The organism is Streptomyces sp. BK022 (genome assembly GCF_004217355.1).
Taxonomy (GTDB): Bacteria; Actinomycetota; Actinomycetes; order Streptomycetales; family Streptomycetaceae; genus Streptomyces; species Streptomyces griseoluteus.
On the sequence record NZ_SHKU01000003.1, the window covers coordinates 388228 to 404433 of the forward strand.

A 16206-nucleotide genomic window follows, 5' to 3' on the forward strand; every position below is an offset into this window, starting at 1 on the left:
GTGCGGCGCCCGCGCCCCGGACGGCGGCCACCGCGCATCGCGCGGGCCGCGGACGTCAGCGGTGGCCGGCTCTCTTCACGAGACCGGCCCCGGACCAGGCGCGGCGACCCGGGAGCTCCGACGGGAGAAATGCCCGCATGCTCGAACCGACCGAGCCCAACGAGGGCTCCGAACTGAACACCCCGAGCGACACGCTGCCCCCGCGCAGGCGTCGCCGGGCCGCGTCCCGCCCGGCGGGTTCGCCCGCCGCCGGAGCTGGCACCGAGACCGGCGCGCAGCCCGAGGCCGCCACACCGACACCGCAGGCCGAGGCCCCCGAGGCCCCCGCCGAGACGGCACCGCGCCCGCGCCGCCGCACCACCCGCCGCGCCTCCGCGCCCGCCGGGACCCCGACGGCCGCCGAGGCCGCCACCGCCACCGAGCCGGCCGTACCGGCAGCGTCCGCCGACGAACAGGCCGACACCGCTGCCGAGACCGCCGCGCCCGCCCCGCGCCGCACCCGCCGCCGGGCCGCCGCGGCCGCCGGGTCGCCCACGCGGGCCACCGCCGAGGACAACAAGGCCGAGGAGGCCGACGTGGCCCAGGACACCGAGGACAACAAGGCCGCCGAGCCGGCCGAGTCCGCCGCCGAGACCCCCGCCGCGCGTCCGCGCCGCCGCGCCACCCGGCGTGCCTCCGCCCCGGCCGGCGCGCCGAAGGCCGCCGAGGCGCCCGAGGCCGAGCAGCCGGCCGCCGAGCAGCCCGCCGAGCCGGAGCCGGAGCCGGCTGCCGAGACGGAGACCGGGACCGAGGCACCGGCCGCGCGTCCGCGCCGCCGGGCCACCCGTCGCGCCTCCGCGCCCGCCGCCGAGGCCGCCGTCACCGAGACCCCCGCCGCCGAGGCCGAGGCCGAGCCCGCCCCGGCCGCCGAGCCCGAGCCCGAGGTCGCCCCGGCCGGCCGTGCCCGCCGTCGGGCCACCCGCCGGGTCTCCGCGCCCGCCGAGACCCCGGCCGTCGAGGCCCCCGCCCCCGCCGCCGAGGCCGAGGCCGAGCCGGTCGCGGAGCCCGAGCCCGTCGCCGAGGCCGCGCCCGAGACCGAGGCCGCCCCCGGCCGTGCCCGCCGTCGCGCCACCCGCCGGGCCTCCGCGCCCGCCGGTGCCCCGGCCGCCGCCGAGGAGAAGGCGGAGGAGAAGCCCCCGGCCGCCGAGCCCGAGCCGCGCCCCGCCCGCAAGGCGACGCAGTCCGAGCCCGCCGAGCCCGAGGGCGGCCGCCGCCGTCGCCGTGCCGTCCGCCAGGCCGCGGGCGGGTTCTCCGCGCCCGCCCCCGCCGAGGGCGACGCCCCGCGCCGTACCACCCGCCCCGCCGTCCCCACCTTCCAGGCGCCGGTCTTCACCGAGCCGAGGTTCCAGACCCCGCAGCGCGCGGCCGCCGAGGCCGCGGCCCAGGCCGCCGGTGTCCGCGAGCCCGAGAAGGCGGAGGAGACCGAGAAGCCCGAGGAGACCACCGCCGCTCCCGAGGCCGCCGCCACCGACGAGCGCGACAACGGCCGCCGTCGCCGTCGCCGCCGGGGCGCTCCCGCCGAGGAGACCCGCGCCGTCGAGGAGAAGCCGGAGCCCGTCGAGGAGCCCGCCGAGGACGAGGCCGACGACTCCGACGACGCCGAGGGTTCGGACGACTCCGGGTCGCGCCGCCGTCGCCGCCGGGGTGGCCGTCGCCGCCGCCGTGGTGACGCCTACGACGGTGACGACAACGGCGAGGACGGCGAGGACGGCGAGCTCGCCGCCGAGCAGGCGGAGCAGGACGCCGAGGACACCGCCGAGCAGGAGGAAGAGGACGCCGAGGACGCCGACGAGGCGCGCGGCGAGGACTCCGGCGGCTCCAGCTCCAGCCGTCGCCGCCGTCGCCGTCGCCGTCGCGCCGGTGACTCCGGTGGCGAGGCCGAGCCGGCGTCCACCGACGACCCGGAGCGCACCGTCGTCAAGGTCCGCGAGCCCCGCAAGGCCGCCGAGCCGTCCGACGAGGTCCAGTCCATCAAGGGCTCGACCCGCCTGGAGGCCAAGAAGCAGCGCCGCCGCGAGGGCCGCGAGCAGGGCCGCCGCCGCGTGCCGATCATCACCGAGGCCGAGTTCCTGGCCCGCCGCGAGGCCGTCGAGCGAGTGATGGTCGTGCGCCAGCACGGCGAGCGCACCCAGATCGGCGTCCTGGAGGACGGCGTGCTCGTCGAGCACTACGTCAACAAGGAGCAGGCCACCTCGTACGTCGGCAACGTCTACCTGGGCAAGGTCCAGAACGTGCTGCCGTCCATGGAGGCCGCCTTCATCGACATCGGCAAGGGCCGCAACGCCGTCCTGTACGCCGGTGAGGTCAACTTCGAGGCGCTCGGCATGGCCAACGGGCCGCGCCGCATCGAGTCCGCCCTCAAGTCCGGCCAGCCGGTCCTGGTCCAGGTGACCAAGGACCCGATCGGACACAAGGGCGCCCGCCTCACCAGCCAGGTCTCCCTGCCGGGCCGCTACCTCGTGTACGTCCCCGAAGGCTCGATGACCGGCATCAGCCGCAAGCTGCCCGACACCGAGCGGGCCCGGCTGAAGACCATCCTCAAGAAGATCGTCCCCGAGGACGCGGGCGTCATCGTGCGCACCGCCGCCGAGGGCGCGAGCGAGGACGAGCTGCGCCGTGACGTCGAGCGGCTCCAGGGGCAGTGGGAGGAGATCAAGAAGAAGGCGAAGACGGGCAACGCCCCGGCGCTGCTGTACGGCGAGCCGGACATGACCGTCCGCGTCGTCCGCGACATCTTCAACGAGGACTTCTCCAAGGTCATCGTCAGCGGTGACGAGGCGTGGTCGACCATCCACGGCTACGTCTCCCACGTCGCCCCCGACCTCACCGACCGGCTCCAGAAGTGGACCGGCGAGGTCGACGTCTTCGCCACGTACCGGATCGACGAGCAGCTCGCCAAGGCGCTGGACCGCAAGGTCTGGCTGCCCAGCGGCGGTTCGCTGGTGATCGACCGGACCGAGGCGATGGTCGTGGTCGACGTCAACACCGGCAAGTTCACCGGCCAGGGCGGCAACCTGGAGGAGACGGTCACCAGGAACAACCTGGAGGCGGCCGAGGAGATCGTGCGCCAGCTCCGGCTGCGCGACCTCGGCGGCATCATCGTGATCGACTTCATCGACATGGTGCTGGAGTCCAACCGGGACCTGGTGCTGCGCCGCCTGCTGGAGTGCCTGGGCCGGGACCGGACCAAGCACCAGGTGGCCGAGGTGACCTCGCTGGGCCTGGTGCAGATGACCCGTAAGCGGGTCGGCCAGGGCCTGCTGGAGTCCTTCTCCGAGAACTGCGTCCACTGCAACGGCCGCGGTGTCATCGTGCACATGGAGCAGCCCACCTCCGTCGGTGGCGGTGGTGGCGGCAAGCGCAAGAAGCGCGGCCGCGGCGACGGTCAGGGCCACGAGCACGAGATCGCCGCGCCGGTGGAGACCGAGACGGTCGCCGAGGTGGCCGCCGAGGCCGCCGAGCCGCTCGCGCTGCCCGAGCCGGACTTCACCCCGGACGAGGAGCTGTACAGCTCCGTCGCCGAGGCGGAGGCCGCCGCCGGGCGGGGCCGTTCGCGCCGCAAGGCCGGGCGCAGGGCCTCGGCCCCGGCCGGTGCGCCGAAGGAGGGCAGCCGCCGCTCCGCCGAGCGGGCCGAGCGGTACGAGCGGGCCGCCGAGGAGGCGCCGACCGCCGCCTCGGTCACCGCCGAGGAGGCCGCCGCCACCCCGGTGCTGCCGGAGCCGGCCGCCGAGGCGCACGCCGAGCCGATGGCCGCCGAGGACCCGGTGGTCACGCCGGAGCCCGCCGCCGAGGAGGCCGCGCCCAAGGGCCGCGCCCGTCGCCGCGTCACCCGCAAGGTGTCCGCGCCCGCCGGTTCGCCGGCCGGGGCCGAGGCCGCCGTGGTGACCGTCGCCGAGCCCGCGCCGGTGGCCGAGCCGGAGCCGCAGCCGGAGGCCGCCCCGGCGGCCGAGGAGAGCGCAGCCCCGGCCCGTCCGCGCCGCCGCGCGGTGCGCAAGGCCACCGCGCCGACCGCGTCGGAGGAGACGGCCGTCCTGGTCGTCCCGTCGTCCGCGCCGGAGCCGGCCGCCGAGGAGCCCGCCGCCGAGGCGGAGCCCGAGGAGGCCGCGCCCGCCAAGAAGACCGCCCGCAAGGCGGCCAAGAAGGCCCCGGCGAAGAAGACGGCCGCGAAGAAGACCACGGCCGCCAAGAAGACGACGGCGGCGAAGAAGACCGCCGCCAAGACGACGACGGCGAAGAAGACGACGGCCAAGAAGGCGGCCAAGACCGCCAAGACGGCCGCCAAGTCGACGGCGAAGAAGACCGCCACGGTCTCCGCGCCGGACGACGAGAGCTGAACCGGACAACCCCCCTCGTGTGGTCCTGTCGTTCGCGACAGGGCCACACGGCTTTGCCCCCCACACCCCGCGAACCGGGGAAGTCACCCCGTGCACGGGGAAGTTAAGGAGAACCCGCGATGATAGGTCTCGTGCTGGCGGCCGGCGCCGGACGGCGTCTGCGCCCCTACACCGACACTCTGCCCAAGGCCCTGGTGCCGGTGGGCCCGGAGGGCGACGAGGAGTCGCTGACGGTGCTGGACCTGACGCTGGGGAACTTCGCGGAGGTCGGTCTGACCGAGGTCGGTGTGATCGTCGGCTACCGCAAGGAGGCCGTGTACGAGCGCCGGGCGGCCCTGGAGGCGAAGTACGGCCTGAAGATCACTCTGATCGACAACGACAAGGCCGAGGAGTGGAACAACGCCTACTCCCTGTGGTGCGGCCGGGACGCGCTGAAGGACGGCGTGATCCTCGCCAACGGCGACACCGTGCACCCGGTCTCGGTCGAGAAGACGCTGCTCGCGGCCCGTGGTGACGGCAAGAAGATCATCCTCGCGCTGGACACGGTGAAGTCCCTGGCGGACGAGGAGATGAAGGTCGTCGTGGACCCCGAGAAGGGTGTCCGGCGGATCACCAAGCTGATGGACCCCGCCGAGGCGACGGGCGAGTACATCGGGGTGACCCTCATCGAGGGCGACGCGGCCGAGGAGCTGGCCGACGCCCTGCGCGCGACCTTCGAGCGCGACCCGCAGCTCTACTACGAGGACGGTTACCAGGAGCTGGTGAACCGGGGCTTCCAGATCGACGTCCAGCCGATCGGCGACGTCTCCTGGGTCGAGATCGACAACCACGACGACCTCGCCAGGGGACGGGAGATCGCGTGCCGATACTGACCCGCCTCATCCCCGCGCCGGTCGTCGTCGACATCCGTCCCGGTGCCCTCGCCGACCTGGCGAGCATCCTCGCCGACCAGCGCATCTCGCACTCCGGCCGCCTGGCCGTCGCCGTCAGCGGCGGCTCCGGCGCCCGGCTGCGCGAGCGGGTCGCCCCCCAGCTGCCGGGCGCGACCTGGTACGAGGTCGGCGGCGGCACGCTGGACGACGCCGTACGGCTGGCCGACGAGATGAAGTCCGGCCGCTACGACGCCGTGGTCGGGCTCGGCGGCGGGAAGGTCATCGACTGCGCCAAGTACGCGGCGGCCCGCATCGGCCTGCCGCTGGTCGCGGTCGCCACCAACCTGTCCCACGACGGCATCTGCTCGCCGGTGTCCATCCTGGACAACGACGCGGGCCGGGGCTCGTACGGGGTGCCCACACCCATCGCGCTGCTGATCGACACCGACATCATCCGCGAGACCCCGGTGCGCTTCGTGCGCTCGGGCATCGGGGACGCGGTGTCGAACATCTCGGCCGTCGCGGACTGGGAGCTGGCCAACCGGGTCAACGGCGAGAAGATCGACGGTCTCGCCGCCGCCATGGCCCGCCAGGCGGGCGAGGCGGTGCTCCGGCACCCCGGCGGCTGCGGCGACGACGCGTTCCTCGCGGTGCTCGCCGAGGGCCTCGTGCTGTCCGGCATCGCCATGTCGATCGCCGGCCACACCCGGCCGTCCTCCGGCGCCTGCCACGAGATCAGCCACGCGCTCGACCTGCTCTTCCCCCAGCGGGCCGCCAGCCACGGCGAGCAGGTCGGCCTCGGCGCCGCCTTCGCCATGCATCTGCGCGGCGACCACGAGGGCTCGTTCCTCATGGCCGCCTCGCTGCGCAGGCACGGGCTGCCGGTGCTGGCCGAGGAGATCGGGTTCACCGTGGACGAGTTCGTCCGGGCCGTGGAGTTCGCGCCGGAGACCCGGCCCGGCCGGTACACGATCCTGGAGCACCTGGACCTGTCCCCGGAGCAGATCAGGCAGGCGTACGCCGGCTACACGGCCTCGCTGGAGCGCTGAGCCGGGCCTGCCCAGGGCCCGGTTTGACCCGTCCGGGACGCCCCCCGTACTCTTGACCGTCGGCGTGTCATTTGAACATGCCACATCCCCGTAAACCTTCTCCTCCCGGTCGCCCGGTTGCGGTCGGGAGAGGTCGTTCATGGTGTTCTGCCGGTCCGGCTGGCCTGCGGGGGTGCCGTCCTTCGAGCGAAAGCGAGATTCGCGTGTACGCCATCGTGCGCAGCGGCGGTCGTCAGCACAAGGTTGCTGTCGGCGAGATCGTTGAGGTTGACAAGATTTCCACGGCCAATGTCGGTGACACGGTCGAGCTCTCGACCCTGCTCGTCGTCGACGGTGACTCCGTGACCAGCGACCCGTGGGTGCTGGCCGGCATCAAGGTCCAGGCCGAGGTCGTGGACCACCACAAGGGCCAGAAGATCGACATTCTGCGCTACAAGAACAAGACCGGCTACCGCCGTCGTCAGGGCCACCGCCAGCAGTACACGGCGATCAAGGTCACTGAGATCCCCGCGGCTGCGAAGTAAGGGACTGAGAACACATGGCACACAAGAAGGGCGCATCGTCCACCCGGAACGGTCGCGACTCCAATGCCCAGCGGCTCGGCGTGAAGCGCTTCGGCGGTCAGGTCGTCAGCGCTGGTGAGATCCTCATCCGCCAGCGCGGCACCCACTTCCACCCCGGTGCCGGCGTCGGCCGTGGCGGCGACGACACGCTGTTCGCCCTCCAGCCCGGTGCGGTGGAGTTCGGTACCCACCGCGGCCGCAAGGTCGTGAACATCGTTCCGGTCGCCTGAATCCCTGATTCACGGCCGCGAGCGTAAAAGCTGCGCGAGGCGGACCTCACTTCCCGGTCGGGAAGGCGGGTCCGCCTTTCGCGTGTTGACATAGGTATTACCCGTACTTTTCTGGAGGCACCGAACCATGACCACCTTCGTGGACCGCGTCGAACTGCATGTCGCCGCGGGTAACGGGGGCCACGGCTGTGCCTCCGTCCACCGTGAGAAGTTCAAGCCGCTGGGCGGTCCCGACGGCGGCAACGGCGGGCGGGGCGGCGACGTCATCCTCACCGTCGACCAGTCCGTGACCACGCTGCTCGACTACCACCACTCCCCGCACCGCAAGGCCACCAACGGCAAGCCCGGCGAGGGCGGCCACCGCTCCGGCAAGGACGGCCAGGACCTGGTCCTCCCCGTCCCCGACGGCACGGTCGTCCTGGACAAGGCCGGCAACGTGCTGGCCGACCTCATCGGCCACGGCACCTCCTACGTCGCCGCACAGGGCGGCCGGGGCGGCCTCGGCAACGCGGCACTCGCCAGCGCCCGCCGCAAGGCCCCCGGCTTCGCGCTGCTGGGCGAGCCCGGTGACCTCCAGGACGTGGTCCTGGAGCTGAAGACCGTCGCCGACGTGGCCCTGGTCGGGTACCCGAGCGCGGGCAAGTCCTCGCTGATCTCGGTGCTCAGCGCCGCCAAGCCGAAGATCGCGGACTACCCCTTCACCACCCTGGTCCCCAACCTCGGTGTGGTGACCGCCGGTTCCACCGTCTACACCATCGCCGACGTGCCCGGTCTCATCCCCGGCGCCAGCCAGGGCAAGGGCCTGGGACTGGAGTTCCTGCGCCACGTCGAGCGCTGCTCGGTGCTGGTGCACGTGCTGGACACCGCCACGCTGGAGTCCGACCGCGACCCGCTCTCCGACCTCGACATCATCGAGGAGGAGCTGCGCAGCTACGGCGGTCTGGAGGACCGGCCCCGCATCGTCGTCCTCAACAAGATCGACGTGCCCGACGGCAAGGACCTCGCCGAGATGGTCCGCCCCGACCTGGAGGCGCGCGGCTACCGTGTCTTCGAGGTCTCCGCGGTGGCCCACACCGGTCTGCGCGAGCTGACCTTCGCCCTCGGTGACCTGGTCGGCCAGGCGCGTGCCGCCAAGCCGCAGGAGGAGGCGACGCGCATCGTCATCCGGCCCAAGGCCGTGGACGACGCGGGCTTCACCGTCACCCGCGAGGAGATCGAGGGCGAGCCGGTCTACCGGGTGCGCGGCGAGAAGCCGGAGCGCTGGGTGCGCCAGACCGACTTCAACAACGACGAGGCCGTCGGCTACCTCGCCGACCGCCTCAACCGCCTCGGCGTCGAGGACCGGCTGACGAAGACGGGCGCCCGCGCGGGCGACGCCGTCGCCATCGGCCCCGAGGAGAACGCGGTCGTCTTCGACTGGGAGCCCACCGTCACCGCCGGCGCCGAGATGCTCGGCCGCCGAGGCGAGGACCACCGCTTCGAGGAGGAGCGCCCGGCGGCCCAGCGCCGCAGGGACCGCCAGGCCGAACGCGACGAGGCGCAGAAGGAGTTCGACGACTTCGAGCCCTTCTGAGCCGGCCGCCCGGCGACACCGGGTGACGGCTGACGCGAAAGAGGGCGGGCCGGAGGGAAAATCCCTCCGGCCCGCCCTCTTCGGCGTACCGGGGTCAGACGTTGATCAGACCGGACTCACCGGACGGCTGCCGCGGAATGCGGGCCTTGGCCACGGTCGACGGCGCGGGCGCCGGAGTCCGCTCGTCCAGGGGCAGCACCTCGGGGGCGGGCTCCTGGCCGAGGAACAGGCGGCGCACCACACGCTCCGCCGCGTTGCCGTCGTCGAACTGCACGAACCGGTCCCGGAACGCCGCCCGGAGCTCGGCCGCCTTGTCGCTCTTCCACTCGCCCGAGCGGAAGACCTCGATCAGCTCGTCCTCGCTGGTCGCGGTCGCGCCCGGGGTCTCACCCGGCTTGCCGGAGAGGATGTCGAAGTAGACACCGCGGGCCCGGCTGTAGACCTCCCAGTCGTCCGCGTACGTGACGATGGGGCGGTCCAGGCACGCGTAGTCGAACATGATGGAGGAGTAGTCGGTGACCAGCGCGTCGGCGGCCAGGCAGAGGTCCTCCACCACCGGGTACTTGGACACGTCCTTGATCAGGCCGCGCTCCTGCAGCGCCTCCAGGCGGGGGTCGCTGCCGTAGAAGTAGTGGGTGCGGACCAGCACGACGTGGTCGGGGCCGAGTTCACGGCAGAACCGCTCCAGGTCGATGCGGGGCACGTAGCCCTTCTGGTAGTCGCGCACCGTCGGGCAGTACAGGATGGCGGTCTTGCCCGGCTCGATGCCCAGCTCGGCGCGGATGCGGACGACGTCCTCGGCGGTGGCGCGGTAGTAGACGTCGTTGCGCGGGTAGCCGTACTCGACTGCCTCGAAGGCGCAGGGGTACACCCGCTCCCAGATCTCCGTGGAGTGCCGGTTGGAGGTCAGGCTCAGGTCCCACTTGTCGGCCCGCTCCAGCATCTTGCCGAAGCTCATGTTCTTGGCGGCCGCCGGGTACTTCTGCTGGTCGATGCCCATCTGCTTGAGCGGGGTGCCGTGGTGGGTCTGCAGGTGGACCTGGTCCGGGCGCTTCACGATGTCGTTCGGGAAGTTGACGTTGTTGACCAGGTACTTGGCGCGGGCCATGACCTCCCAGTAGCGCGGGGAGTTGGCCACGACGTAGTCGACGCCCGCAGGGACGGTGTCCACCGCGTCCTTCTTGATGACCCAGACACCGTGGACGTTCGGCGCGAGTTCCTTGGCCTTCTCGTAGATCGCCGCCGGGTTGCAGGCGACGCCGCGGTTCCAGTAGGCGGCGTAGACGGCGAGGTTCTCGTCGACGGGGCGGCGCAGGTGCATCCGGTAGAGCCGGTGGTAGGCGGTCTTGCCGAGCTTGTGCTTGGCCTTCGTGGCCCGCTGGATGACCTGGCGGCGGGTGTCGGCGGCGAACGTCACGGCCGCGTACGCCGCGTAGGAACCGCGGTCGAGCAGCTGGAACCGGACGCCCTGCGAGCCCTCCGGGAGGACGAAGTCCCGGGGCTTGTACTTCTTGTACTGCGCGGCCGACAGCTTGAAGAACTCCGCGCGGTCCGCCGGGACGATACGGTCCTCGCGCATCAGCGTGAACAGGAAGTGGCTGGCCATGCGCTCGAACAGCAGCGCGCGCACCGGCTGCGTCTCGGGGTGCTCGTCGAGGAACGTGAAGAGCCGGGCGTACTGCTCGAAGATGCCGAAGTGCTTGCGGCCGGGCGTACGCATGGAGTTGCCCTGGCGGCGCTGGCGGTACTCGACGCAGACGTGGTCGAGGGCGGCGATGCTCTCGGCGGTCAGCATGGTCTTGTAGACCATGAGCGCGTCTTCGTAAATGCCGTCGGTGAACGTGAAGTTGTGGTCCTCGACGTAGAACTCGCGCCGGTACACGCGGTTCCACACGACGGCGAACATGCCGAGGAACTCGGGGCGCTCCAGCGCGGTGAAGACGTCGGTGCCCGCGCCGCTGAGCATCTCACCGGCCGCGCTGGCCTGGACCCGGTTGTTCCAGTAGGTGCGGACGTGGTTGAGCAGCAGGATGTCCGGGTCGCCCGTGACATCGAGCCGCTCGGCTATCGCCTGCAGAGCACCCTCGGCGAGGGTGTCGTCGCTGTCCAGGAAGAGGATGTACTCGCCCCGCGACTTGAGCGCGCCGGCGTCGCGCGCCTTGCCGATGCCCTGGTTCTCCTCGAGGTGCACGGGTATGACCCGGCTGTCGAGGGCGGCGTACTCGTCGAGTATGCGACCGCAGGAGTCGGGCGAGTGGTCATCGATGGCAATGACCTCGAAATCGCCGAACGACTGCGAGAGGATGGAATCCAAGCATGCGCGCAGGTATCCCTGGACTTTGTAAACGGGGACGACAACGCTGATTTTCGGCGAAGCGTTTCCATTCGCAATAGGCATGCTTCGGGGCTCCTGAGACTGTCGATCAAACTCAACTGCGCCCCGTCGCGTGAACCGCGGTGAGGCGCGAGAGGTACAGGGAGGGCAAGGTAAACGTGCGGATAATCGTAGCCTACGCCCCACTGAGGCGGACCTGGCCGACGGGTGGCCTGGCTCACGGCACCGGCCGCCGCCGAAGCGGTCCGCACCCCGGCTCGCAAGGGGACGGCGGGGATCCGGCGGCCCGTTGGCGCCCGGCCGCGGGCGGCCCCGGCGGCGCACCGGTTCCACAGTCGTGACGCAAGTGTTGCCGTTCGGTGAGACGAAGCGCTCAGCGGGAGTTGTGTGTGCGGATGTTGTGCAGTCGGCACTTGTTTGCGCGTGATGTCCGAGTTGCGGCGATATATTGCGCCGGTGATATCGGCGTCACGCCGGCGGAATTTCCGAACCGGCGTTTTCCGGCGCCGTGGTGAAGATGGCGCAAATGAAGGCGGCGTGAATTGATGTGCGCCCTCTCACGGAATTCACACCTTCAGGTCCGCCTGGTCGCCCATCACCACGACCGGACGCTGCTTCGGGTCCAGCGTGCGCAGCAGGTACTCCATGTCGGCCTTCGACTGGCTCACGCACGCCGACGTGCCGCTGCCGTGGTCCATGTGCAGCCAGATGTTGCCGCCCTTGGACTGCCCCTGCGGGCGCGTCTGGTCGTTGGGCGGGGTGCCCTTGACGCGGTTGTAGTCGATGGCGATGACGAGGTCGAAGTCGTGCCAGTACGACTTCTTCCAGTAGTGCGGCGCCTGGAACGCGGCCGACTCGGTGTAGGGCAGCCTGGCCCCCGGCTGGGCCAGCACCCCGCCGGCGTCGCTGAGCGTGAACACCCCGACCGGGCTGCGCAGATCGTCCTCATGGTGGTCGGTCGTCCAGCCCTTGCGGCCGTTGTGGGTGGCCCAGGCGCGCTCACGCGTCCAGGTCGCCCCCCGCTTCGTGTAGAACGCCGCGTGCGAGTCGGCCGAGTCGCGCCCCTCGCCGGAGACGACCAGCACCTGCCGGGACTCCTCGGGCACGCGCTTCCACAGCCGGTCACCGACGCCGGGCACCCGCTTCAGGCCGGCCTCGGGGGCCTTTCTGTCGTCCTCGGCCCGCGCGGAAGCCGTGTCCTTCTTCTGCGGACCCCCGCACCCCGTCGCCCCGAGGACGAGCAACCCCGCGCCCGCCGCAGCCGCAACCGCTCGCACCGCACCGCCTTTTCGCATGGGCTCCATGGTCGCAGAACGTGCCCCGCCCGCACTCCGTACCCGCACCGCACCCGCCGTCCGCCTGCTGAAACCCGGCTGCACCGGCCACCGGCATTCCCGTAGATTGCGGGCACACGGACCGGGGCGAGAGGGAAGCGGGCAAGGTGGCAAGCGCAAGGCAGACCGTGGGCGAGGCCCGGCGGATCGTCGTCAAGGTGGGGTCCTCCTCGCTGACCACCGCCGCCGGCGGACTCGACGCGGACCGCGTGGACGCGCTGGTCGACGTGCTGGCGAAGGTCCGCGGCGGCGGGGAGAAGGAGATCGTGCTGGTCTCCTCCGGCGCCATCGCCGCCGGACTGGCCCCGCTCGGCCTGGACCGCCGCCCGAAGGACCTCGCCCGCCAGCAGGCCGCCGCCAGCGTCGGCCAGGGCCTGCTGGTCGCCCGGTACACCGCCTCCTTCGCCCGCTACGGCGTCCGCGTCGGCCAAGTCCTGCTCACCAGCGACGACATGAGCCGCCGCGCCCACCACCGCAACGCCTCCCGCACCCTGGACAAGCTGCTGGCGATGGGCGCCTTCCCGGTCGTCAACGAGAACGACACCGTCGCCACCGACGAGATCCGCTTCGGCGACAACGACCGCCTCGCCGCCCTCGTCGCCCACCTCGTCCACGCCGACCTGCTGGTCCTCCTCTCCGACATCGACGGCGTCTACGACGGCGACCCCGCACGCCCCGGCACCTCCCGCATCGCCGAGGTGCGCGGCCCGGGGGACCTCGACGGGGTCGAGATCGGCAGCGCGGGCAAGGCGGGCGTCGGCACCGGGGGCATGGTCACCAAGGTCGAGGCCGCCCGGATCGCGGCCGCCGCGGGCATCCCCGTGGTGCTCACCAACGCCGTGCACGCCGCCGACGCCCTCGCGGGGGGCGACACCGGGACCTGCTTCCATCCCACCGGCAAGCGCTCGGCGGGCCGGCTGCTCTGGCTCCAGCACGCCTCCACCCCGCAGGGCACCCTCACCCTGGACGACGGCGCGGTGCGCGCGGTGGTCGAGCGGCACAGCTCCCTGCTGCCGGCCGGGATCGCCGCGGTCACCGGGGAGTTCAGCGCCGGGGACCCGGTGGAGCTGCGGGACCGGGCGGGGCACGCGGTGGCGCGGGGGCTGGTGAACTTCGACGCCAGGGAACTGCCCCAACTGCTCGGGCGTTCGACCCGCGAGCTGGCACGCGAGCTGGGCCCGGCCTACGAACGCGAGGTCGTCCACCGGGACGACCTGGTACTCCTGCACCCCTGACCGCCGGTACGGAGCCGGAAAAGCCCGGCACGCCGGACGACCCCGGTGGGGGACGTTCCGTGAAACCGCCACGCGGAGCCCCTGCGGCCTGCTCAACTTTGTTGCGGGGGCGCGTTGAAGGGACACGTCCCGTCAAGGGGCCATGCGTGAAGGAGGCCGTCGTGAGACGAGTCCGTCCCGGGGCGGCGTCCCGCGGTGCTCTGACGAGCGTCGCGGCCGGGGGCACCTACGAGGAGCCCAAGGACCTGCCCCGCCTGTGGCACGTCACCCTCAGCGTCTCCGGGGAGCGTGTCCCCGTACAGGACCTGCGGCGGGCCCTCGAGCAGCTCGCGCACGACCACCCCTTCCTCCTGACCAGCAGATACGCCGGTGACCACGCGGAGATCCGGTACTGGGAGGAGGCGCGCGACCTGCACGACGCGGCGGCCGTCGCGCTGCGGCTGTGGGGCGAGCACCGGCAGACCGCCGGGCTGCCGCCCTGGGAGATCGTCGGCCTGGAGGTCATCGACCGCGAGACCTACCACCAGCGCATCGCCGAGGGCTACGGGCCCGCGCCGGCCACCCCCGTAGGGATCCACCCGTTCTGAGGGGCACCTTCCGTCCCGTCTCGCGGTACGGGACACCCCCTGAGGGCAGGCGGCCCCGCACTACCCTTCCCCCATGACCACGCTCTCCCCGTACGACTCCCTCTCGCCGGTCACCCAGGCCGCCTACCGGGCCAAGGCGGCCGCCGCCGCCCTCGCGCCGCTCCCGCGTGCCGACAAGGACGACGCGCTGCTCGCCGTCGCGGACGCGCTGGAGGTCCGCACCGCCGAGATCGTGGCCGCCAACGCCCGTGACGTGGCCAGGGCGCGGGAGAACGGCACCAGCGAGTCCGTCGTGGACCGGCTCACCCTCACCCCGGAGCGGGTCCGGGCCATCGCCGCCGACGTGCGCGACGTGGCGAAGCTGCCCGACCCGGTCGGCGAGGTCGTCCGGGGCAACACCCTGCCCAACGGCATCGACCTGCGCCAGGTCCGTGTCCCGCTGGGCGTCGTCGGCATCATCTACGAGGCCCGGCCCAACGTCACCGTCGACGCCGCCGCGCTCTGCCTGAAGTCCGGCAACGCCGTCCTGCTGCGTGGCTCCGCCTCCGCCTACGAGTCCAACACCGCCCTGGTCCGGGTGATCCGGGACGCCGTGGGCGGTGCCGGGCTGCCCGCCGACGCCGTGCAGCTCGTGCCGGGGGACAGCCGGGAGAGCGTGCGCGAGCTGATGCGCGCCCGCGGCCTGGTCGACGTGCTCATCCCGCGCGGCGGCGCCTCACTGATCCGGACCGTGGTCGGCGAGTCCACCGTCCCCGTCATCGAGACCGGCACCGGCAACTGCCACGTCTACGTGGACGCCGACGCCGACATCGACATGGCGATCGACATCCTGGTCAACTCCAAGGCCCAGCGGGTCAGCGTCTGCAACGCCGCCGAGACCCTGCTGGTCCACCAGGACATCGCCGCGGCCTTCCTGCCCCGCGCCCTGGACGCGCTCGCCGAGGCCGGGGTCACCGTGCACGCCGACCCGCGCGTCCTGGCCCACGCCGAGGGTACGAAGGCGACCGTGGTGGAGGCGGTGCCGGAGGACTGGGAGACCGAGTACCTGTCGTACGACATCGCCGCCGCCGTGGTGGACTCCCTCGACAAGGCCGTCGAGCACATCCGGCTGTGGAGCTCCGGCCACACCGAGGCGATCGTCACCACCAGTCAGCAGGCGGCCCGGCGCTTCACCCGTCTGGTGGACTCCACCACGGTCGCCGTGAACGCCTCCACCCGCTTCACCGACGGCGGTCAGTTCGGCTTCGGCGCGGAGATCGGCATCTCCACCCAGAAGCTGCACGCCCGTGGCCCCATGGGCCTGCCGGAGCTGACCAGCACCAAGTACATCGTCACCGGCGACGGCCACGTGCGTCCCTGAGCACCTTCACCGGACGGCCACGGGACGGCGGCCGAATTTCCATACCGTCTGCCCAAATTGACCCCCCAGGTCTACTCTGGACCCGTGCCGGAGGACGTGGGGGGCACGCCGTTCCCTGACGGCTGGGAGCCCGACGACGACCACGACCGCGGAATGGCGGACGAAGAGTTCGCCTCCGTGGTGTTCGACGCGGCCTTCGTCGCCGCGGCAACCGTCCACGAGCCCAGCGCCGTGGAGCGCCTCCTCGCCGCCGCCGAGGCAAGGGCCGAGGCGTCCGAGACCGACGCCCGCCGCGCCCACGCCCCCACCGACCCCTACGACGAGGGATACGGCCCCGAAGGCAGCGGTTTCGGCCACGACCTGGACGACGACGGCCTCGACGGCCGCTACGCCCGCGACGGCCACGACGGCCCCCTGGCGGGCCTGCGCTGGCACCGGCCCGTGGCCTGGCTGCTCGCCGTGGTGATGGGCGTCGGCATGGTCGCGCTGGCCTTCGCCGCCGTCTACCGGGGCGCATCCTCGGGCAGCCGGGACCAGGTACCCGCGCCCGCCTCCACCGGCCTCGGCCGGGACGGCGTGCCCGTGCCCTCCCTCACCGCCGGGCAGTCCCGGCCGGCCGTTTCCGCGATCCCGCCCGCTCCCTGACGCCCACCCGGGCATTTTTGGTGGGAACCTGTCAGAAGTTGTCGCGTACC

The 16206-nt window shown here is 72.5% G+C and carries 12 protein-coding genes; 10 read left to right on the plus strand and 2 right to left on the minus strand.

The annotated features are described in order from the left end of the window. Nucleotides 1-137 precede the first annotated feature (137 nt). From EV284_RS13265 to obgE, 6 genes are all read left to right on the plus strand, one after another. On the plus strand, nt 138-4373 hold the full coding sequence (locus tag EV284_RS13265) for an Rne/Rng family ribonuclease (protein ID WP_130333596.1): 4236 nt from the start codon (nt 138-140) through the stop codon (nt 4371-4373). A gap of 119 nt (nt 4374-4492) precedes the next feature. Next, nucleotides 4493-5245 (plus strand): phosphocholine cytidylyltransferase family protein, encoded by a 753-nt coding sequence (locus EV284_RS13270; RefSeq protein WP_130333598.1) that lies wholly within the window; start codon nt 4493-4495, stop codon nt 5243-5245. Then, a complete protein-coding gene (locus EV284_RS13275) occupies nt 5233-6294 on the plus strand; it encodes an iron-containing alcohol dehydrogenase family protein (protein ID WP_130333600.1) in 1062 nt (353 codons plus the stop codon). The genes EV284_RS13270 and EV284_RS13275 overlap by 13 nt, the downstream gene beginning before the upstream one ends. Nucleotides 6295-6497: 203 nt before the next feature. Further along, nucleotides 6498-6818: a 50S ribosomal protein L21 gene (gene rplU, locus EV284_RS13280; protein WP_031183637.1), complete on the plus strand. Its 321-nt coding sequence runs from the start codon at nt 6498-6500 to the stop codon at nt 6816-6818. 14 nt (nt 6819-6832) lie between these two features. Then, on the plus strand, nt 6833-7087 hold the full coding sequence (gene rpmA, locus EV284_RS13285; protein ID WP_030815036.1) for a 50S ribosomal protein L27: 255 nt from the start codon (nt 6833-6835) through the stop codon (nt 7085-7087). A 127-nt stretch (nt 7088-7214) separates the two neighbouring features. Then, nucleotides 7215-8660, plus strand: coding sequence for a GTPase ObgE (obgE, locus tag EV284_RS13290; protein WP_130333602.1), 1446 nt, complete (start codon nt 7215-7217; stop codon nt 8658-8660). A gap of 94 nt (nt 8661-8754) precedes the next feature. On the opposite strand, the gene EV284_RS13295 is transcribed toward obgE, so the two are convergent. Continuing rightward, complete coding sequence (locus EV284_RS13295; RefSeq protein ID WP_130333604.1) at nt 8755-11058, minus strand: bifunctional glycosyltransferase family 2 protein/CDP-glycerol:glycerophosphate glycerophosphotransferase; 2304 nt, start codon at nt 11056-11058, stop codon at nt 8755-8757. Between the two features lie 503 nt (nt 11059-11561). After that, entirely contained in the window at nt 11562-12290 is a 729-nt protein-coding gene (locus tag EV284_RS13300) for a hypothetical protein (protein ID WP_130333606.1), read from the minus strand. Nucleotides 12291-12457: 167 nt separating this feature from the next. Between EV284_RS13300 and proB the strand changes: the two genes are divergently transcribed. From proB to EV284_RS13320, 4 genes are all read left to right on the plus strand, one after another. Next, the gene (proB, locus tag EV284_RS13305; RefSeq protein ID WP_130334690.1) at nt 12458-13564 is read left to right on the plus strand and encodes a glutamate 5-kinase; all 1107 of its coding nucleotides are present in this window, start codon (nt 12458-12460) and stop codon (nt 13562-13564) included. A 161-nt stretch (nt 13565-13725) separates the two neighbouring features. Continuing rightward, nucleotides 13726-14151 (plus strand): hypothetical protein, encoded by a 426-nt coding sequence (locus tag EV284_RS13310; RefSeq protein WP_130333608.1) that lies wholly within the window; start codon nt 13726-13728, stop codon nt 14149-14151. A gap of 73 nt (nt 14152-14224) precedes the next feature. After that, the gene (locus tag EV284_RS13315; RefSeq protein WP_130333610.1) at nt 14225-15511 is read left to right on the plus strand and encodes a glutamate-5-semialdehyde dehydrogenase; all 1287 of its coding nucleotides are present in this window, start codon (nt 14225-14227) and stop codon (nt 15509-15511) included. Nucleotides 15512-15595: 84 nt separating this feature from the next. After that, entirely contained in the window at nt 15596-16156 is a 561-nt protein-coding gene (locus tag EV284_RS13320; protein WP_130333612.1) for a hypothetical protein, read from the plus strand. Nucleotides 16157-16206 lie beyond the last annotated feature (50 nt).

Coding starts and splice junctions, on each gene's coding strand:
- obgE (WP_130333602.1), top strand. CDS start 7,215: ATGACCACCTTCGTGGACCGCGTCGAACTGCATGTCGCCGCGGGTAAC.
- EV284_RS13300 (WP_130333606.1), bottom strand. CDS start 12,290: ATGCGAAAAGGCGGTGCGGTGCGAGCGGTTGCGGCTGCGGCGGGCGCG.
- EV284_RS13295 (WP_130333604.1), bottom strand. CDS start 11,058: ATGCCTATTGCGAATGGAAACGCTTCGCCGAAAATCAGCGTTGTCGTC.
- rpmA (WP_030815036.1), top strand. CDS start 6,833: ATGGCACACAAGAAGGGCGCATCGTCCACCCGGAACGGTCGCGACTCC.
- EV284_RS13315 (WP_130333610.1), top strand. CDS start 14,225: ATGACCACGCTCTCCCCGTACGACTCCCTCTCGCCGGTCACCCAGGCC.
- EV284_RS13265 (WP_130333596.1), top strand. CDS start 138: ATGCTCGAACCGACCGAGCCCAACGAGGGCTCCGAACTGAACACCCCG.
- EV284_RS13270 (WP_130333598.1), top strand. CDS start 4,493: ATGATAGGTCTCGTGCTGGCGGCCGGCGCCGGACGGCGTCTGCGCCCC.